Annotated in this window: 17 protein-coding genes and 2 pseudogenes; 15 read left to right on the forward strand and 4 right to left on the reverse strand. The window is 72.6% G+C overall.

Annotated elements, in window-relative coordinates:
* Window positions 1–239: 239 nt before the first annotated feature.
* On the reverse strand, window positions 240–1,319 hold the full coding sequence (locus OH807_RS31500) for an alpha-hydroxy acid oxidase (protein ID WP_406205734.1): 1,080 nt from the start codon (window positions 1,317–1,319) through the stop codon (window positions 240–242).
* A 218-nt stretch (window positions 1,320–1,537) separates the two neighbouring features.
* Here OH807_RS31500 and OH807_RS31505 point away from each other — a divergent pair, with 218 nt between their 5' ends.
* The 14 genes and pseudogenes from OH807_RS31505 to OH807_RS31570 form a co-directional block, all read left to right on the forward strand.
* Window positions 1,538–2,128, forward strand: a complete 591-nt coding sequence (locus tag OH807_RS31505) for a TetR/AcrR family transcriptional regulator (RefSeq protein ID WP_406211295.1) — start codon at window positions 1,538–1,540, stop codon at window positions 2,126–2,128.
* A 41-nt stretch (window positions 2,129–2,169) separates the two neighbouring features.
* Window positions 2,170–4,449, forward strand: coding sequence for an aminotransferase class I/II-fold pyridoxal phosphate-dependent enzyme (locus OH807_RS31510; protein ID WP_406205736.1), 2,280 nt, complete (start codon window positions 2,170–2,172; stop codon window positions 4,447–4,449).
* The gene (fabI, locus tag OH807_RS31515; RefSeq protein WP_406205739.1) at window positions 4,442–5,209 is read left to right on the forward strand and encodes an enoyl-ACP reductase FabI; all 768 of its coding nucleotides are present in this window, start codon (window positions 4,442–4,444) and stop codon (window positions 5,207–5,209) included. The genes OH807_RS31510 and fabI overlap by 8 nt, the downstream gene beginning before the upstream one ends.
* A 158-nt stretch (window positions 5,210–5,367) precedes the next feature.
* Window positions 5,368–6,816 carry a DHA2 family efflux MFS transporter permease subunit gene (locus OH807_RS31520; protein ID WP_406205742.1) on the forward strand — a complete coding sequence of 483 codons (1,449 nt, stop codon included), beginning with the start codon at window positions 5,368–5,370 and terminating at the stop codon, window positions 6,814–6,816.
* 133 nt (window positions 6,817–6,949) lie between these two features.
* Window positions 6,950–7,546: a TIGR03086 family metal-binding protein gene (locus tag OH807_RS31525; protein ID WP_406205744.1), complete on the forward strand. Its 597-nt coding sequence runs from the start codon at window positions 6,950–6,952 to the stop codon at window positions 7,544–7,546.
* Window positions 7,547–7,582: 36 nt separating this feature from the next.
* On the forward strand, window positions 7,583–8,539 hold the full coding sequence (locus OH807_RS31530; RefSeq protein WP_406205747.1) for an acyl-ACP desaturase: 957 nt from the start codon (window positions 7,583–7,585) through the stop codon (window positions 8,537–8,539).
* Between the two features lie 55 nt (window positions 8,540–8,594).
* A complete protein-coding gene (locus OH807_RS31535) occupies window positions 8,595–8,924 on the forward strand; it encodes a hypothetical protein (RefSeq protein WP_406205750.1) in 330 nt (109 codons plus the stop codon).
* The gene (locus OH807_RS31540) at window positions 8,921–9,817 is read left to right on the forward strand and encodes an acyl-ACP desaturase (RefSeq protein WP_406205753.1); all 897 of its coding nucleotides are present in this window, start codon (window positions 8,921–8,923) and stop codon (window positions 9,815–9,817) included. Before OH807_RS31535 ends, OH807_RS31540 begins: the two co-directional genes overlap by 4 nt.
* Window positions 9,793–10,233, forward strand: coding sequence for a holo-ACP synthase (locus OH807_RS31545; protein WP_406205756.1), 441 nt, complete (start codon window positions 9,793–9,795; stop codon window positions 10,231–10,233). The genes OH807_RS31540 and OH807_RS31545 overlap by 25 nt, the downstream gene beginning before the upstream one ends.
* Window positions 10,220–10,645 (forward strand): acyl-CoA thioesterase, encoded by a 426-nt coding sequence (locus OH807_RS31550; RefSeq protein WP_406205758.1) that lies wholly within the window; start codon window positions 10,220–10,222, stop codon window positions 10,643–10,645. The genes OH807_RS31545 and OH807_RS31550 overlap by 14 nt, the downstream gene beginning before the upstream one ends.
* Window positions 10,642–11,559: an alpha/beta hydrolase gene (locus OH807_RS31555; protein ID WP_406205761.1), complete on the forward strand. Its 918-nt coding sequence runs from the start codon at window positions 10,642–10,644 to the stop codon at window positions 11,557–11,559. Before OH807_RS31550 ends, OH807_RS31555 begins: the two co-directional genes overlap by 4 nt.
* A gap of 5 nt (window positions 11,560–11,564) precedes the next feature.
* Window positions 11,565–13,178, forward strand: coding sequence for an AMP-binding protein (locus OH807_RS31560; protein WP_406205763.1), 1,614 nt, complete (start codon window positions 11,565–11,567; stop codon window positions 13,176–13,178).
* Between the two features lie 343 nt (window positions 13,179–13,521).
* Window positions 13,522–14,136, forward strand: a pseudogene (locus OH807_RS31565) (ATP-dependent Clp protease proteolytic subunit); the annotation flags it as partial.
* Between the two features lie 24 nt (window positions 14,137–14,160).
* Window positions 14,161–14,421 (forward strand): annotated as a pseudogene (locus OH807_RS31570) (ClpP family protease); the annotation flags it as partial.
* A gap of 89 nt (window positions 14,422–14,510) precedes the next feature.
* Here OH807_RS31570 and OH807_RS31575 read toward each other — a convergent pair.
* Entirely contained in the window at window positions 14,511–15,122 is a 612-nt protein-coding gene (locus OH807_RS31575) for a TIGR03086 family metal-binding protein (protein WP_406205766.1), read from the reverse strand.
* Between the two features lie 184 nt (window positions 15,123–15,306).
* Window positions 15,307–15,933 carry a TetR/AcrR family transcriptional regulator gene (locus OH807_RS31580; RefSeq protein ID WP_406205770.1) on the reverse strand — a complete coding sequence of 209 codons (627 nt, stop codon included), beginning with the start codon at window positions 15,931–15,933 and terminating at the stop codon, window positions 15,307–15,309.
* 74 nt (window positions 15,934–16,007) lie between these two features.
* Here OH807_RS31580 and OH807_RS31585 point away from each other — a divergent pair, with 74 nt between their 5' ends.
* Window positions 16,008–18,188: an MMPL family transporter gene (locus tag OH807_RS31585; RefSeq protein WP_406205773.1), complete on the forward strand. Its 2,181-nt coding sequence runs from the start codon at window positions 16,008–16,010 to the stop codon at window positions 18,186–18,188.
* Window positions 18,189–18,408: 220 nt separating this feature from the next.
* Here OH807_RS31585 and OH807_RS31590 read toward each other — a convergent pair whose 3' ends face one another.
* Complete coding sequence (locus tag OH807_RS31590) at window positions 18,409–18,948, reverse strand: allene oxide cyclase barrel-like domain-containing protein (protein ID WP_406205776.1); 540 nt, start codon at window positions 18,946–18,948, stop codon at window positions 18,409–18,411.
* Window positions 18,949–19,007: the final 59 nt, after the last annotated feature.

The raw sequence follows: 19,007 nt of genomic DNA on the forward strand, positions 1-19,007 counted from the left end.
CCCCAATAAAAGTCTTCACGGACATGGAAGAATCGCTGAAGAAAGCGCTCTGAATTCCCCCCGGATGCCTTCAGCCTAGGAGGCGTCAAGGGGGCCGTCAATCAAATCCTGCAATTTGTTCGAACTGTCGTGCAGGCAGGATTTCGTACTGTTTCCGGGCAGCGCCGGAATCGCCGTCGCGTCGTGCCGTTGCGACGTCGGAAATCGAAACAGTAATGGTCGGTTAAATGTCCGGGGTGCTACGGTCGGGTGACGAATGCCGGGGTGATCTTCCCGAGGTCGGGACAGCCGGAGAGTGCCATGGCCTCCTCCAGCTCCTCTTGGACGGTGCGCAGGACGTCCAGTACGCCCTCCTCGCCGGCGTGCGCCAGCCCCCAGAGCACCGGCCGGCCCACCAGGGCGAGGTCGGCGCCGAGTGCGCGCACCTTGAGCAGGTCGGAGCCGTGCCGGAGCCCGCCGTCGACCACCACCGTGCCGCGGCCGCCCACCGCCTCCACCACTTCGGGGAGGGCGTCGGCCGACGCGACCGCGGTGTCCAGCTGCCGGCCGCCGTGGTTGGAGACCACCACGCCCGCGGCCCCGTGCTCCATGGCCAGGTGGGCGTCCTCGCCGGTGAGGATGCCCTTGAGCAGGATCGGCAGCCGGCTGCGCTCGCGCAGCCAGGCCAGGTCCGCCCAGGTCACGGACGGGTCGAACTGCTCGCGGGAGTGCCGCTCGATGGCGGAGGAGCCGGCGCCGGCCCGGTGTGCGGTGGCGGTCAGCGCCGCCGGCAGGTTCACCGCCCGGATGTCGGGCGGCACCGTGAAGCCGCTGCGCGCGTCGCGCGGCCGGCGGGCGACCCGCGGTGCGTCGACGGTGAGCACCAGGGCGCCGAAGCCGGCCTCCGCCGCCCGGTCGGCCAGTTCCACCAGGGCCTGCCGCTCGCGCAGCCAGTAGAGCTGCAGCCAGAGCGGGCCCTCGGCGGCCGCGGCGATGTCCTCCAGCGATCGGCTGGCGAACATGCTGACCGTGAACAGCGCGCCGGCCCGGCCGGCCGCCCTGGCCACCGCGACCTCACCCTCCGGGTGTGCCAGCCGGTGGTAGGCCATCGGTGCGATTCCCAGTGGCGCCGCCAGTGCTTCCCCCAGCACGGTGGTGCGCGTCTCGCAGTGCGAGACGTCGACCAGGAATCGTGGTCGTACGCGTAGGCGGTCCAGTGCCGCCCGGTTCTCCCTGAGGGCGGACTCGCTGCCGCTGCCGCCCTGGATGTACTGCCAAACCTCGTCCACGAGGACCGACCGCGCAGCGACCTCGTATCCGTCCATGCCGATGGAACCCATGCCTCGACGTCCCCCACCCAGGATGTGGTGCGGTCCGCCGCGTGGTCGAACAGCAACCTTGTGACCGCACGGTCGTTCACTTAACATCACTCCGTGTAGGCAGGTCAAGTGCCGACAGTGTTCGGACATCGTCCCTGGTGACGGCGCCGAACGCGGGCGACGAAGGGGGAGCTCACGTGGCCGACCGCCGCATCGAGCGCGGCAATCAGACCCGGCGGATGGTCCTCCAGCGGGCGGCGGAAATCGCCTCGGTGGAGGGCCTGGAAAACGTCTCGCTGGGGAGACTGGGCGTCGAACTTCACCTGAGCAAGAGCGGAGTCTTCTCGCTATTCGGATCCAAGGAGGAGCTTCAGCTCGCCACCGTCCGGGCCGCGATCAGGATCTATATTGAAGACCTGTTGAACCCCAATCGACGATTGCCCCACGGGATTGTCAGGGTGTGGCGGCTGTGCGAGAGTTGGCTCGGGCACTCGCGCAGTCGGGTCTTTCCGGGCGGGTGCTTCTTCTTTGCCACCTCGGTTGAGTTCTCCGCCAGGAGGGGCCAGGTCAGAGACCTGATCGCAGGTGCCCAGCGCGAGTGGAACGGGCACCTGGAGCAGCTGATCGGCCGGGCGATCGAGCTCGGCGAGCTCGAACCGGACACCGACCGGGTCCTGCTCGCCTTCGAGTTGATCGCCCTGCTGGACGGTGCCAACCGGGCCGCCCTGCTGCACGGCGACGACGCCGCGTACGCCCGGTCCGGCCGGGCGATCCTCAACCGGCTGCGCGACCTGGCCACGGACGCTTCCGTGCTGCCGGCCACGGTGTGAGCCGGCCCCCGACCATCGTTTCCCGCCATCCGGAGGAGTTCATGCCACTCGACCCGCAGGTCCGGGCGCTGCGCGCGGGCAAGGCGGCCGACGAGGCCCCGCCGCTGTACACGCTGAGCGTCGAGGAGGCCCGCCGGGCCGACCTGGCCGCCATCCTGGCGGCCGGCGGCGACCCGGAGCCGGTCGGCGCCGTGGTCGACACCGAACTCCCCGGCCCGGACGGCCCGTTGCCGGTCCGCATCTACCGGCCCGAGGGGCCGGGCCCGTTCCCCGTCCTGCTGTACTTCTTCGGCGGCGGCTGGACGCTCGGCAGCATCGAGACCTCCGACGCGATCTGCCGCACCCTCACCAACACCGCCGGCTGCGTCACCGTCTCGGTGGGCTACCGGCTCGCCCCGGAGCACCGGTTCCCGGCCGCCGTCCACGACTGCCTGGCGGCGGTGCGCTGGGCGGCCGAGAACGCCGCGGAGCACGGCGGTGACCCCGCGCGCCTCGCGGTCGGCGGGGACAGCGCGGGCGGCAACCTGGCCGCAGCCGTCACCCTGCTGCTGCGCGAGCAGGGCGGGCCCGAGCTCTCCGCGCAGCTGCTGGTCTACCCCAACACCGACCACCGCGCGGCCACCGGGTCGATGGTCGAGAACACGGACCCGAACTTCTTCAACCACCGCTCGGTGGACTGGTACTGGCGCCACTACCTGGCGGACCAGGCCGACGGCGCCTCGCCGCTGGCCTCGCCGCTGCTCGCCGAGGACCTCACCGGCCTGCCGCCCGCGCTGGTGATCACCGCCGAGTACGACCCGCTGCGCGACCAGGGCGAGGAGTACGCCGAGCGGCTGCGCGCGGCCGCCGTGCCGGTCGAGCTGACCCGCTACCCCGGCATGGTGCACGGCTTCTTCGCGATGTCCGGCGTGCTGGACGCGGGCCGGACGGCGCTGGAGGAGGCCGCCTCCTTCCTGCGCCGCCGGCTGGCGCCCCAGGCGCCCGCCGTGCTGCGCCGGGCGGAGCTGCACGGATCGCTGTCCGACCCGGTGCTGGACGCGATGAACTTCCTCAACGAAGTCACCGGGCGCTTCCCCGAGGCGGTCTCCTTCGCCCCGGGCCGCCCCTACGAGGGACTCTTCGACACCGACCAGGTCGTGGCGCACCTGCGCTCCTACCTGGAGCACCTGGCGGACGAGGGGCACGGCCCCGACGCGGTGCGCACCAGGATCTTCCAGTACGGGCGGACCAACGGCCAGATCCACGGGCTGATCGCGCGCACCCTGCGCAACGACGAGGACATCGAGGTGCCGGCCGAGTCGGTGGTGGTGACCACCGGCTGCCAGGAGGCGATGCTGCTCGCCCTGCGGGCGCTGTTCACCGGACCGCGCGACGTGCTGCTGGTCAGCTCGCCCGCGTACGTGGGCATCACGGGTGCGGCCCGGCTGCTGGACATCCCGGTCGCGGCCGTGCCCGAAGGGCCGGACGGGCTCGACGTGGAGGCCGTCCGGGAGGTCTGCCGCGAGGTGCGGGCCCAGGGCCGGCGCCCCCGTGCGCTGTACCTCGTCCCGGACTTCGCCAACCCCTCGGGCTCCACCCTGCCGCTGGAGGCACGCCACCGGCTGCTCGCGGCCGCGGGCGCGGAGGACCTGCTGGTGCTGGAGGACAACCCGTACGGCTTCTTCGTCCGGGAGGGTTCGCCGCTGCCGACGCTCAAGTCGCTGGACCGCACCCGGCGGGTGCTCTACCTGGGCTCCTTCGCCAAGACCGCGTTCCCCGGTGCGCGGGTCGGCTACCTGGTGGCCGACCAGGAGGTGATCGGCCAGGACGGCCGGCGCGGCCTGCTGGCCGACGAGATCTCGAAGATCAAGAGCATGACCACGGTGAACACCTCCAGCATCGGCCAGGCGGTGATCGGCGGCCTGCTGGTCGAGCAGGGCTGCCGGCTGCGTACCGCGAACGAGAAGGCCGTCGCCCACTACCGGGCGGCGCTGGAGGCCCTGCTCACCGAGCTGGAGCGGGCCTTCCCCGCGGAGCGCGCCGCCGAGCACGGGGTGAGCTGGAACCGGCCGCTGGGCGGTTACTTCGTGGTGCTGGACGTGCCGACGGCCGCCGACACGGCGGCCCTGGAGCGCTCGGCCCGCGACTTCGGCGTGCTGTGGACGCCGATGGCCGACTTCTACCTGGACGGCGCCGGTTCGCACCGGATCAGGCTGTCCTGCAGCTACCTGACGACCGAACAGATCGCCGACGGGGTCGGCCGGCTGGCCGCCTTCCTGGCGGCCGAGCGCGCCGGTGCCGTCCCGGGCACGGGCACGGAACGGGAGAACGACCATGGGTGACCTTCTGCGCGGCAAGCGGCTGCTGGTCACGGGGGTGATCACGGAGTCCTCGATCGCCTTCGAGGTGGCCCGACTGGCCCAGCTGGAGGGCGCGCAGGTGGTGCTCACCGGATTCGGCCGGCTCAGCCTGGTCGAGCGGGTGGCCGCCCGGCTGCCCGAGCCCGCTCCCGTGGTCGAACTGGACGTCACCGATCCGGCCCAGCTCGCCTCCCTGGCGGAGCGGGTCGGCGGGCACCTGGACGGACTGGACGGGGTGGTCCACTCGATCGCCTTCGCCCCGCCGGCCGCGCTCGGCGGCAACTTCCTGACCACCGAGTGGCCGGACGTCTCCACCGCGATGCACGTCTCGGCGTACTCGCTGAAGTCCCTCGCCACCGCCGCGCTGCCGCTGATGGCGAAGGGCTCCTCGATCGTCGGCCTGACCTTCGACGCCCGCTTCAGCTGGCCCAATTACGACTGGATGGGCGTCTCCAAGGCGGCGCTGGAGGCCACCTCGCGGTACCTGGCCCGGGATCTCGGGGGTCAGGGCATCCGGTGCAACCTGGTCGCCGCCGGGCCGATCAAGACCATGGCGGCGCGCTCGATCCCCGGCTACCGGGGCTTCGAGGAGTTCTGGGACGAGCGGGCCCCGGTCGGCTGGGACCCGGCCGACCCCGAGCCGGCCGCCCGGGGTGTGGTGGCCCTGCTCTCGGACTGGTTCCCGCGCACCACCGGAGAGATCGTCCACGTCGACGGCGGAGTGCACGCCATCGGCACCTGACGTGGCGTCAGAGCGTTGAGTCCCAGGTGGGAGTGACGGTCCGCCGGTCCGTCGGTGCGGCGATCATGCGCACAGTTGTCAGCACGACCGTTCGTTCATTATGGTACGCTCGGCCGCGTTCAGCCGGACGTGTCGCGCGCATGGAGGGAACCCGCGAAATGACCACCGTCCCGCCCCAAGAACCACTCGCACCACCGAAGTTCGCCGCCGTGGCGGAGGGGGGCGAGGCGCCCGCTCCGGAAGCCCGCTCACGCGGCGAACGGGCCGCCCTGCTCCTCGCCTCGGGCGCGACCTTCCTGGCGGTGCTGGACACCACGGTGGTCAACGTCGCCTTCGCCGACCTGCGGGCGAGCTTCCCCACCCAGCCGCTGTCCCACCTGACCTGGGTGGTGACCTCCTACACGGTGGTGTTCGCCGCGCTGCTCGCGGTGGCCGGCCGGGTGGCCGACGTGATCGGCCGCCGCCGCCTGTTCGTCTGGTCGGCGGTGCTGTTCACCCTCACCTCGCTGCTCAGCGGCCTCGCGCCGAACGTGGGCGTCCTGGTCGGGGCCCGCGCCGTCCAGGGCCTGGCCGCGGCCGGGCTGATCCCGTCCGCGCTCGGCCTGGTGCTCGCGCACACCCCGGGCCCCCGCCGCCCGGCGGCGATCGGCACCTGGGGCGCCGTCGGAAGCATGGCCGCCGCCGTCGGCCCGAGCCTGGGCGGCCTGCTGGTGGACGTCTGGGGCTGGCGCAGCGTCTTCCTGATCAACCTGCCGATCGGCCTGGTGATCATCGCGGCGACCCTGCGCGGCCTCGGCCCCGACCAGCCGACCGGGCGCCGGATGCCCGACCCGGTGGGCACCGTCGCCCTCGCCCTGGGCCTCAGCGGCCTCGTGTTCGGCGTCACCCAGGGCAGCGAGTGGGGCTGGACGGCCGGCTCGGTGCTCACCCTGCTCATCGGCGGCGGCGTCCTGACCGTGCTGGCCCTGGTGCTCTCCCGGCGGCACAGCTCGCCCGCCATCGAGTGGACGCTGTGGCGCAGCCGCACCTTCGCGGCCACCAACCTCACCTCGGTGCTGTTCGGCGCCTCGATGTACGCCTACCTGCTGAGCAGCCTGCTGTACCTGAACGCGGTCTGGGGCTACTCCGAGCTGAAGGCCGGACTGGCCGTCACCCCCGGCGCGTTCAGTGCCGCGATCGGCGCCGTGATCGTCGGCCGCCGGGTCGGCGCCCGGTTCCAGTGGGCGGCCGTGCTCGCCGGCTCCGCCCTGTTCGGTGCCTCCTGCGCCGCGATGTACCTGCTGCTCGACACGGAGAAGCAGTACGCGGCCGTCTGGCTGCCGATCGGCGTGGTGGCGGGCGTGGGCATCGGCGCCGCACTGACCGGCATCTCCAACGCCGCCGCGTCCTCGCTGCCGCCCGAGCGCTTCGCGGCGGGCACCGGCCTGCTGATGACGGCGCGCCAGGTCGGCGGTGCACTCGGCATCGCGGTGATGGCGGCGATCCTGGAGCACGCCGGGATGTTCGGCCCCACCGGCTACCTGCGGGCGTTCCTGGCCAGCGCGATCTGCGCCGCCGGCGCCGCCGTGTTCGCCGTCGCCATCCGCGCCCGCCGCACTGCTGCCTGAGCACTGCCGCCTGAGCAGTGCCGCCTGACCAAGGCCGCCTGAGCACCGCCGATCCATCGAGCACTGCCGACCGAACACCGCGGGCGGAGCACCGCGGACCGAGCACCGCAGGACCGAGAACGGGGAACACCAAATGGACATCCACGACCTGCACCGGCGCGCGCTGGTGCTGGCCACCGGGGCGGTGGCCGCCGTCGACCCGGACCGGCTCGACCTGCCGACCCCGTGCGACGGCTGGACGCTGCGCCGGCTGCTGGAACACATGGTCGGCCAGAACCACGGCTTCGCCGACGCCGCCCGGGGCGACGGCGACGACCTCGCCCGCTGGGCGGACCGGCCGCTCGGGGACCGCCCGGCCGACACCTGGCGCGCCTCCGCCGACGAGGTGGCCGCCGCGTTCGCCGCCGCCGGCCCCGGCGCCGTCCTGCGGATCCCCGAGATCCGGCCCGGCACGGACTTCCCCGTCGACCGCGCCGTCTCCTTCCACTTCCTGGACCTGCTGGTGCACGCCTGGGACGTGGCCACCACCGTCGGCCACCCGGTCGAGGTCGACGAGGACCTCGCGGTGGCGCTGCTCGACATCGCCGGCCTCGTCCCGGCCGACCCGGCCTACCGGGCCACCGCCGGGCAGTTCGGCGCCGTCGTCGAAACCGGCCCCGGCGCGTCCGCCTTCGACCGTGCCCTTGCCCTGCTCGGCCGCGACCCTGCGTGGGCCCCGGCCCCGGCCTGACCCGCCGACCGACCGAGCCCCGGAAGAGAGAGACCGATGACCACCGAGACCCGCCCCGCCGACCCGACAGCCGAGTACCGGATGCTCCACGACCTCCAGCCGGTGGTCGCGGAGAACCTCGACCGGCACCTGGCGGTCGCCAAGGAGTGGTTCCCGCACGAGTACGTGCCGTGGAGCGCCGGCCGCGACTTCGAGGGCCCCCTCGGCGGCGAGCCGTGGACCCCGGCGGAGGAGAAGCTCCCCGAGGTCGCCAGGATCTCCCTGGTGGTGAACCTGCTGACCGAGGACAACCTCCCCGGCTACCACTTCGCCATCGCCCAGTTCGGCAAGGACGGGGCCTGGGGCAGCTGGGTCGACCGCTGGACCGCCGAGGAGGACCGCCACGGCACCGCGCTGCGGGACTACCTGCTCGCCACCCGCGCCGTCGACCCGCGCGCCCTGGAACGCGCCCGGATGGACCACATGTCCGGCGGCTACCGCCGCCCCGACGGCTTCAGCGCGCTGCACGCCATCGCGTACGCCGCCTTCCAGGAGCTCGCCACCCGCATCTCGCACCGCAACACCGGCCTGCAGAGCCGGGACGCCGTCTGCGACGCGCTGCTCGCCCGGATCGCCGCCGACGAGAACCTGCACATGCTCTTCTACCGGAACCTCGTCGACGCGGCCTTCGAGCTCGACGCGGACGCCGCCATGCGGGCCGTCGCCGACGTGGTGATCGGCTTCGAGATGCCCGGCTCCACCATCAAGGACTTCGGGCGAAAGTCCGCACAGATCGCGATGGCCGGCATCTACGACACGCGGCTGCACCACGACGACGTCGTCCAGCCGATCCTGCGCCAGCTGCGGGTCTTCGAACGCGGTGGGCTCGGCCCGGCCGGCGAGCAGGCCCGCGAGGAGCTCGCCGCCTTCACCACCGCCCTCGACACCGCCGCCCGCTCCTTCACCGAGCGCCGCGACGCGATCCTCGCCGCCCGCGCCAAGCGCGCCGGCTGACACCGCCCCGCACCCGACCACCTGCGCACTGCGCGCAGGAGAGAAGAGTCCCGTCATGAGCACCGGTGCGTCCGACAGCACGGCGACCCGTCCGGAGATATCCGAGGTCGAGGCCTACATCCGCGGCAAGTTCGCCGAGCACACGAAGATCGAGGAGGCGGAGCTGTTCACCGCCGACCTCACGCTCGCCGCGGTGATCAGCCGCAGCCCGGCGATGACCAACAGCATCGACCTGATGGAGGCCTTCGCGCGGACCGCCAACGCGGTGCGCAAGGACCACGGCGCCCGCGTCCGCCTCCCCGCCCTGCCGCTCGACACCACCACCACCGCGGTGCTGGCGGAGTTCATCGCCGAGTACCGCCGCCAGACGGAGGACGCCCGGTGACCAGCGACCAGCCCGCCATCATCACCGACCTGTACGCCGCGATCACCGAGCGGAAGATGTCCCTGATCGACATCACCTGGGAGCAGCAGCGGCTGCACGAGTCGCGCCGCTGGAGCGTCGTCGAGATGCTCGCCGACGTCGACCTGGAGAAGCTCACCCCGCTCGACCGCAACCTGGTGTGGAACGCCGGCCGGGCCGAGCTGACCACCAAGCCCGGCGCCGACCGGCTGGAGCGCCAGGCGGAGGTCGAGGTCCGCCGCTGGGAGAAGCAGAACGCGCCGCTCGCGGCCGTCATGGAGGCCTGCGGCACCTGGAGCCGCTACTGGAACGAGGAGGAGGCGCACCACGAGACGGTGTTCAACCGCCTCGCGGACCTCAGCGGCATGGAGCCGGTCTCCGACGAGACCTTCCTCGCCTTCCGCCAGGTCTTCCCCGACGACGACATGCTGCGCACGCTCGTGCTGCTGGCGATCTCCGAGATCACCGCCGCCGTCAACTACGGCCAGTGCCAGCAGGTCGTCCAGGACCCGGGCCTGCGCCGGATCTTCAAGCAGGTCGCCGCGGACGAGATCCAGCACCGCAACTACTTCATCTCCTTCGCCAAGGCCCTGGTGGACAGCGGCGAGTACCACGCCAAGGACGCCTTCGCCGTCGGCCACCTCTTCCTCCGCGAGGACGGCGAGCTGCTGGGCAGCGCCCGGGAGAGCCGCGAGCAGCGCGGCACCCACGTCAACTGGTGGGACCACCTGGACACCAGCGAGACCGGCTACCGGCCCGAGGCGCTGGAGAAGAAGGAACAGCTGGTCTGCGGCGCGCTGAAGAAGATCACCGGCATCGAGACGCACAACCGCGACGAGGTCGAGGACACGTGGCTGGACCTGGTCGGCAGCTGACCGGCCTGGGTCACGACCTCCAGCTGGTCGCCGAGGTGGCCGGCGTCCGCGCCCTGCGCGAGCCCGGCGTCTTCTTCACCGCGGGTGAACTTCAGCGGATCGCGGCGGCGGCCTCCCCGGACGAGCGGCTGGCCGGGGCCTTCGCGGCCAAGGAGGCGTTGTTCAAGGCGCTGCCCCCGGGCGGCCGGACGTGGTTCTGGACGGACGCCGAGCTGGTCCACGACCGGCACGGCGCTCCGTCGTTCCGCACCGGCGGCGCGCTCGCCCGCCGGCTGGCCGGCCGGGGGCTGCGGCTGAAGGTCTCCATCTCGCACAGCGGCGGCTTCGCCTCCGCGGTGGTCTTCGCCACCTGGAGGGCCGGCGGCGGCCCCGTACCCAGGACGACCGGACGGACGGTACGACATGCTCCACGATGAGACCCGGCTGCGTCTGCCGGTGCGCCCGAACGACCTCGACGCGCTCGGCCACGTCAACAACGCGGTCGTCCTGGAGTACCTGGAGGCCGGCCGCTGGGCCTGGCTCGCCGCCCACGGCATCGACCCCGACCACCGGGTGATCGCGGTGGTGGCCCGGGCCGAGATCGACTACCGGGCGGAGATCCCGCGCGGCGAGATCGAGCTGCGCACCCGGCTGGACGCACCAGGCCCGGCCGAGCTGGAGGATGCCGACCTGGTCTACCGCGCCCGCTTCGACCAGCGCCTTTACCTGCCGGGCAGCACGGAACCCGCCGCCGAAGCGAAGATCACCGTCGCCTTCCTCGACGCCGAACTGCGCTGCCTGGTGACCCTGCACGACTTCCTCGCGAGCGCAAAGGAGCCCGTCCGATGACCGAACTGTGGGTCGCCACCTCCGGCGGCCACGAGCTGCACGTCCAGGTGGTCCGACCGCCCGACGACGTGCGGGCCACGGGCACCGCCGTGCTCCTCCTGCCGGGCCTGTTCAGCGACGGGTCGTTCTTCCTGGGCTCCTCCGGCCGCGGCCCCGCCGCGCCCCTGCTGGCCGCCGGGCACACCGTGTACCTGGCCTCGTTGCGCGGCCACGGCCGCAGCCGCCGGCCCGAACCCGCCCGGTACGACTGGAACTTCGACACCTACGTGCGCCACGACGTACCGGACCTCGTGCGGGCCGTCGCGCAGGACCACCCCGGCGCGCTGGTGCTGCTCGCCCACAGCATGGCCGGCTACGCGGCCCTGGCCGCGCTGGGCGTCGACCCGGCCCTCCAGGACCGGCTGCGCGCCGTGGTCACGCTCGCCTCCGCGGTCAACGACTACACCGACGGCGGCCTCGGCAAGCGCGCCCAGCTCACCTTCGCCACCGTGCTCTCCGCCGTCGTCGGCCGGTTCCCGGCCCGCGCGCTGCGGCAGGGCCGCTGGGACGAACCGGCCGGCCTGATGAAGCAGTTCACCGACTGGGCGCCCGCCCGGGCGTTCCGCAGTGCGGACGGCGCCACCGACTACTGGGCCGCGCTGGGCGCCGTCCGGCTGCCCGCCCTGGTCGGCGTCGGCGCCGGCGACACCTTCCACGCCAGCCCGGCCCGGGCCCGCAAGCTCGCCGAACACCTCGGCGGAGAGACGGAGTTCACCGTCTTCGGCCGGGCGAACGGACAGGACTGGGACCCCGGGCACTTCGACGTCGTCCGCGGCTCGCGCGCCGAACAGCAGATCCTGCCCGCCGTGCTCGACTGGCTGCGCAAGGTCCTGGAGCAGGGCCCCGCCGCACCGACCGACGGACCCCGGGGGTAGCGGGCATGCTGGAGTACTTCGACCGGCCGTTCCCCGCAGACCGGGGCCTGCACCTCCACGACGGCTTCACCGACCCGCCCGAGTTCCTCGCCTACCAGGACTTCCCCGAACGGATCGCCGGCTTCGCCGACGCCTTCCGCGCCCAGGGCGTCGGCCCCGGCACCCGGGTACTGTTCCCGTTCGAGACCTCCGCGCCGGTCATCCTCGCCTTCCTGGCGCTGATGGAGCTCGGCGCCGTGCCGCTGTCGGTCAAGCCCCTGGTGATGAACACCCCCAGGGACGGCTACCGGGAGTTCCTCGACCGGATCGCCCGCAGCCACGGCGCGGCCAGGATCCTCGGGGTGCCCAGCCTCGCCGGGATCGACCTGCCGGTCGAGGTCCTGCCGCTGCCGGCGGCCGACACCCGGGCGGAACGCCGCGCGCTGCGCGTCCCCGCCGACGAGGACCTCGCCTTCGTCCAGTTCTCCTCCGGCTCCACCTCCTTCCCCAAGGGCGTGCAGATCCGGCAGGGCAGGCTGCGGACCAACCTCGACATGATCGTCCGCAGCGACGGCCGCCGGCCCGAGGACAAGGTCAGCAGCTGGCTGCCGCTCTACCACGACATGGGGCTGGTCGGCGGCCTGCTCTCCTGCTTCGCGGTCGGCTGCGACCTGCTGCTCGCCGAGCCGATCGGCTTCCTCTTCGACGCCCGGGGCTGGTGGGAGCACCTCGCCCGGGAGGGCGTGATGGGCACCGTCATCCCCAACTTCGCCGTCGACTACTCGCTGCGCCAGCTCCAGGACGTCGACCCGGAGGAGATCGCCGCGATCGACCTCTCCGCCGTCCGCGCGATCTACCTGGGCAGCGAACCGATCAACCTGCCCAACCTGCACGCCTTCCTCGACCTGATGGCCCCGGCCGGGCTGAAGCGTGAGGTCTTCATGCCCTGCTACGGCATGGCCGAGGCGGTGCTGCTGGTCTCCACCCGGCCCGCCGGGTCGCCCGTCCGCGCGGTCGACTCGCCCGCCGGCGTGCCCACCATCTCGGTCGGACGCCCGCTGCCCGAGTACGCCGTCCGGCTGCGCGACGAGCACGGCGCGCTCTGCGCCGAGAACGAAGCCGGCGAGATCGAACTGGCCGGCGGCACCCTCGCCGACCACTACCTCGACCGGGACCGGCCGCTCGTCGAGGCGGACGGCTACTACCGCACCGGCGACATCGGCTTCCTCGACGACGGCGAGCTCTTCATCACCGGCCGGATCAGCGACCGGATCAAGGTCAACGGCCAGAGCCTCTTCGCCCCCGACTTCGAACAGGCCGTGGAACGGCTGTCGTTCGTCCGCGAGGGCCGCACCGCGGTCGGCCAGTCCGAGGGCCGGATCGTGCTGCTGGCCGAGGTCGACCGGGAGGCCCGCGAGGACATCCCCGGCAGCCGCGCCCGGATCGTCGACCACCTCGCCCACGCCCTCGGGGTCACCCTCGATCCGGCCGACATCCACTACCTGCGCCCCGGCCAGCTGCCGCGCACCAGCAGCGGCAAGCTGCGCCGCCAGGCCGTCATGCGGTCGTACGAGCGCGGGGAGCTCGACGGGCTGACCCTGCCGCCGGCCCGGCCGGCGGGCGGGCCGGACGGGGCGTAGCCGGACGGTCCGTAGCCGGGGGCGGCCGCGGACCTGACGGTGAGCCATGGGTGTGCCCCGGGTGTGCCCCGCCCCGGGTGAGTGTCTTGTTCGGCGGTGCCGGGCGGATCGCCGCAGGGTCGGGGCCGGCCGTGTCGTCACCGGCCGTCCCGCCCACTGGCCCGCCCACCGGTCGGCCTGCCCACCGGCCCGGTCCGCGGGCCGGGCCGGCCCGGCCCGGCCGGCGCCACGGAGGCGGGGCGATCGCCTCGCCGCCCGGCCCTGCCTCTGCGCTGCTCCTCCCTTCGGGCCGCCGCCGAACGGGACGCCGTCGGACCGCCGTGACGTCAGGACAGGGGAATACATGACTGACGCGAAGTTCCACCACCCGGCGCCGTCTGCCTACAGCCCCAGCGGCGGCGTCGCGTTCGGTGACCAGATCTACAACCGCCTGCTCAGTGATCGAATCATTCTCCTGGGCAAGGAGGTCGACGACGAGATCGCGAACCGGATCACGGCCCAAATGCTTTCGTTGGCCGCCGATACCGACCAGGACATCTACCTCTACATCAACTCGCCCGGCGGATCGGTCATGGCCGGTCTCGCGATCTACGACACGATGCAGTACATCCGCAACGACGTCGTCACCGTCGCCATGGGGTTCTGTGCGTCGATGGGGCAGTTCCTGCTCACGGCCGGCGCCCCGGGTAAGCGGTTCGCGCTGCCGCACACCAGGATCCTCATGCACCAGCCGTCGGCCGGGCTCGCGGGTTCCGCCACGGACATCCGGATCCACGCCAAGCAGCTGCTGGAAACCAAGCGCTAGATGGCCGAGTTGATCGCCCATCACTCGGGGCGGACGTTCGAGCAGATCACCCGGGACTCCGACCGGGACCGCTGGTTCACGCCCGCCGAGGCCAAGGAGTACGGCCTCATCGACGACATCATGACCCGCGCCACCGGGTCGCAGGGCCCCGGTGCTTTCCGGAGCAAGTCTGCTGCGTGGCCGAGTGCGCGCATGCTGATTCACCAGCCCGATCACGCGGGAAGTCAGGGTCAGGTCTCCGACCTGGAAATCCGGGCCGTGGAGGTCGAGCGGCTCGGGCAGTTGATGGAAACGGTGCTGGCGAAGCACACCGGGCAGCCGCTGGACGTGATAGCCAAGGACCTGGAGCGGGACAAGATCTTCGCCGCCCCGGCGGCGAAGGAGTACGGGCTGATCGATCACGTGGTGTCGCCCCGGTCGCTCGCCGGGGCGTCGTGACGTCGTCCGGTTCCCTCCGGGGGTGACGGTGGCAGGCCGGGACGACAGCCTCCCGGCCTCGGCGCCCCGAGCCGGACGGCCTCGGCCGATCAGATCCGGTCGGCGGACCAGGCGGGGTCGCGGCCGGTGAGGGCCGTCAGCAGTGCTTCCTCGTCGGCCTGCGGTGGGGCGGGGAGCGGGGGGTCGAAGCGGCCGCTGCCGGCCAGGTCGCGGTAGCCGCGGAACTCCGCCAGCGCGTAGCGGGCGGCGCCCGGCGGCATCCGGCTGTGCTCGCCCAGCGCCCGGGAGAGGTCCCAGCCGTGCACGACGGTCTCGGCCGTCAGCTCGCGGGCGTACCCGCCGGCGTCGCGCAGCCCGTACGGCAGGTGCACCAGGAGGTCGGGGGCGCCGGCCCGGTCGAGCGCGCGTTGCGCGCTGCGTACGGCCATCGCCCACACGCCGAGCGGGTTGCGGCCCAGGACGTCGCCCTCGAAGCGGCGGCCGGCCTCCGCCGGGGTGTAGCCGGCGATCGCCTGGCAGACCCAAAGGTGCTGGGCGGCCAGGTGGTTCACCAGCGCGCGCACGTCCCAGTCGCGGCACGGGGTGGGCGCTGTCCAGAGGTCCTCGGGCACGGCCCGCAGCAGCCTGGTCACTTCGGCTCCGGCGGCCGCGTAGTGCGCGCGGACCTCGGCGTGGAATCCGGGTGGGTGGGGACATTCCATCGCCGGACCTCCGTTCCTGCCCTGCTCACTCCCAGTAAACCGCTACGGGGCGTGACGCGCCAGGGGGTCCGAGGTCCGGATCGTCAAGGCCTGCCCGGTTCCGGCGCCGCCGGTGGTCACGTTCGGTAGTGGCACTGCGGCGCTCCGGTGGGGTGCTCCGGGGCACCCCACCGGTCGGGCGGTGTCAGGCGAGGGAGCCGAACGCGCCGAGTGCGGTCCGGACGGCGTGCTCCATCTCGGCCTGCAGCTGCTCCGGGTCGGCCGGGGCGCCGCCCTCCTGCTCCGAGCGGCCGAGCAGCGAGGCGATGGTCGCGACCAGTGCCCCCACCAGGGCCCCGGTCATGGCGACGGCCACCACCGGGTCGATCTCGTCGCGGTAGGCGGCGATCAGACCCCGCGTCAGTTCGCGCTGGCCGTCCAGCACCTTGCGCAGCGCGTAGGGCTGGAGGGCGGGGGTGCGCAGGATCAGTCGGGTGCGCAGCTTCGCGAGGTCACCGGTCAGGTCGGTGTCCGCGTCGAGCACGAAGCGGAAGGAGCGCAGCAGCAGTTCGGCGGGCTGTTCCCCGGGCAGGCGCTCGGCCAGGACGGACGCCGACCGCTCCAGCTTGAGCGGGGTGCCCTCGAAGAGCACCTCCTCCTTGCTGGCGAAGTAGCTGAAGAACGTCCTGGTGGAGATGTCGGCGGCCTCGGCCAGTTCGGCGATCGTGGTCTCCTCGTACCCCTTGCTGCCGAACAGCTCGATCGCCGCGGTCACGAGTGCCTGCCGGGTCCGTTCCTTCTTGCGCTCCCTGAGCCCTGGCTTGGTCGTCATTCTCTCGATGCTAGCCGAGGGTGAAATTCTGCACTCGTTGAAAAATTGCGTTGAGTGCTGCTAACGTCGCGGCCATGGATAGCGTCCTCAACCGGGTGGGGCGGACGGCCGCCCGCCGTCCGTGGCTCACCATCGGAGCCTGGTTCCTCGCCATCGTGGCCCTCTTCGCCGTGGCCGGAGCGGCCGGCGGCGAATTCGTGAACGACTACAACGTCCCCGGCACCAACTCCCAGAAGGCGGTGGACCGCGCGATCGAGCGCTTCCCGGACATCGGTGCGGCGAGCGCGGACGTCGTCTGGCACACCGCGAACGGCACGCTGCGCGACCCCGACAAGCAGGCGGTCGTCAAGGCCGTCACCGCGAAGTTCGCCCAGCAGCCCGACGTCCGCTCCGCCAACGACCCGCTCGCCGACGGCGGCCAGGTCAGCGACGACGGCCGCACCGCCATCGGCCAGGTGCAGTACGACAAGCAGCTGCGCAAGCTCACCGAGGAGGCCACCACCCGGCTCCAGGACGCCGCCGACGAGGCCCGCCGGGCCGGGCTGGAAGTCTCCTTCCGCGGCCAGGTCGTCGACCTCTCCTCGCAGAGCGAGACCAGCGGCGCCGAGTTCGTCGGCCTCGTCGCCGCCCTGGTCATCCTGCTGATCGCCTTCGGCTCCTTCGTCGCCGCCGGACTGCCGATCCTCGTCGCCATCACCGGCCTCGTCCTCGGCACCGCCGGCGTGCTGATCGCCGGCGCCGGCCTCAGCATCCCGACCATCGCCCCCATCGTCGCCGTCATGCTCGGCCTCGGCGCCGGCATCGACTACGCCCTGTTCGTCGTCACCCGGTTCCGCGAACAGCTCGCGGCGGGCGTCCACAAGCACGAAGCGGCCGGCCGGGCCCTCGCCACCGCCGGGCACGCCGTGGTCTTCGCCGGGGCCACCGTGGTCGCCGCGATCCTCGGCCTGCTGCTGACCGGCATCCCCTTCATCGGCGGCATGGGCGTCGCCGCGGCGCTCACCGTCGCCGCCACCATGCTGTCCGCACTCACCCTGCTCCCGGCCGTCCTCGGCCTGCTCGGACACCGCGTCAACTCCCTGCGCGTCGGCCGCCGCCGGCCCGCCGACGCGGCCGGCCCCGCCGACGTCGAGAACGGCCGCTGGGCCCGCTGGGCCGACCGGGTGGCGCAGAACCGCTACGCCTACTCCGCCCTCGCCCTGGCCGTCATCGCCGTCCTCACCGTCCCGCTGTTCAGCCTGCGCCTCGGCGCCCCCGACGACAGCAACTCCCCGAAGAACTCCACCCAGCGCCACGCCTACGAGACCGTCTCCGCCGCCTTCGGGCCCGGCTGGAACGCCCCGCTGATGATCGTCGCCGACCTGCCGGCCGGCGCGGAGGGCGACCGGGCCGTCGAGCAGCTGCGCAGCACTCTCACGGCGGACCACGAGGTCACCACCGTCACCCCGGCCGTCCTCAGCACCACCGGCCGCACCGTCATGCTCACCGTGGTGCCCAAGCACCGGCCGCAGGACCCGGCGGTCGGCGAACTGCTCCACCGCATCCGCGAGGACGTCGCCCCCGCGGCCTTCGGGACGCACAGCAAGGACGTCTACGTGGGCGGCACCACCGCCTACAACACCGACCTGTCCGACACCGTCGGCAACCGCCTGCCGTGGATGGTCGCCGCCGTCCTCGCGGCCGCCGCGATCCTGCTGCTCGCGATGTTCCGGGCACCGCTGATCGCGCTCAAGGCCGCCGCCATGACGACCCTCTCCATCGGTGCCGCGTTCGGGGTGCTGGTCGCCATCTTCCAGTGGGGCTGGGGCCTCTCCCTGATCGGCCTCAACGAGCCGGTGCCCATCATGGCGATGGTCCCGATGCTGCTCTTCGCGGTGCTCTTCGGACTGTCCATGGACTACGAGGTGTTCATGCTCAGCGCCGTGAAGGAGGAGTACGACGCCTCCGGCGACCCGGCCCGCGCGATCCGCGTCGGCCTGGGCGGCACCGCCCGGGTCATCACCGCGGCCGCCGCGATCATGACCGTGGTGTTCCTCTCCTTCGTGCCGATGACCGACACCGTCATCAAGATGATCGGCATCGGCCTCGCGGTCTCGGTGGTCGTCGACGTCACCGTCATCCGCCTGGTGCTCGCCCCCGCGGTGATGAGCATCCTCGGTCACGCGGCCTGGCGCGGCTTCGGCCGCTCCGCCGCGACGACCCCTCGCACTTCGCCGGCCCCCGCGGCGGAGCCGCAGCGCGCCGAGGTCGGGTGACGACCCGGCCGGCGCGCCGCGCGTGACGAAAGGGCCTCCGGGACACTGTGTCCCGGAGGCCCTTTCCCTTGCAGTCACGCGGGTGGCGCGTTGCCCGCGTGACGGTCGGCGGGCCGGCGGGCGGCCGCAGTCGGTCGGTGCTCGTCGATGCGGGGCGGCCTCAGCCGGCCTCGGCCGGTTCCGGCCCGTCCCGCTCGGGCTCAGTCAGCCTCAGTGGGGCTCAGTTGGCCCGCCACAGCAGGAGGCGCGAGACGTAGACGCCCTCGGTGGCGGTCCGCTGGAAGTAGCGGAAGCCGACGTAGCCCGCGTACCGGCCCGTGCCGCCCACCACCGGGAGCGCGATGTTCTCGCCCGCGAGGAGCTTGTTGGTGTTCACCAGACCGAAGGAGTGCACCGAACCGTCCTTCAGGACATCGGTGTTGTCCATGATCGTGTAGAGGCCGTCGGCGTCCTGGTACACGGCCCTGCTGGTGCCCGTCGTGTCGGCGATGACCTTGCCGTCGGCGTTGGTCAGCCGGGTGTGCCAGGTGCCGCCGTCGCCCACGCTGAAGCCGGCCGGCGGAACGTCGTTGTAGCTGCGCTCCAGCACCTTCTCCTGGAGCTTGTCGAGGTCGATCGACCGCGGCTGGTGCTGGTGGGCCGCGGCGGACCTGCCGCCGTCGGCCGACGCGGTGGCGGCGGTCGCGGGGACGGTGACCAGCAGGCCCAGCGCGATGGCGAGGGCGGCACCCGTGCGGCGGGTGATCTTCGTGCGACGCATGGTCTTCCTTGTCTGGTTGTGTGCTTCGAGAGCGGAGGGGAAGCCGTCTGCGACCATGC

Origin of the sequence: Kitasatospora sp. NBC_01560 (assembly GCF_045208415.1) — a bacterium.
Classification (GTDB): Bacteria; Actinomycetota; Actinomycetes; order Streptomycetales; family Streptomycetaceae; genus Kitasatospora.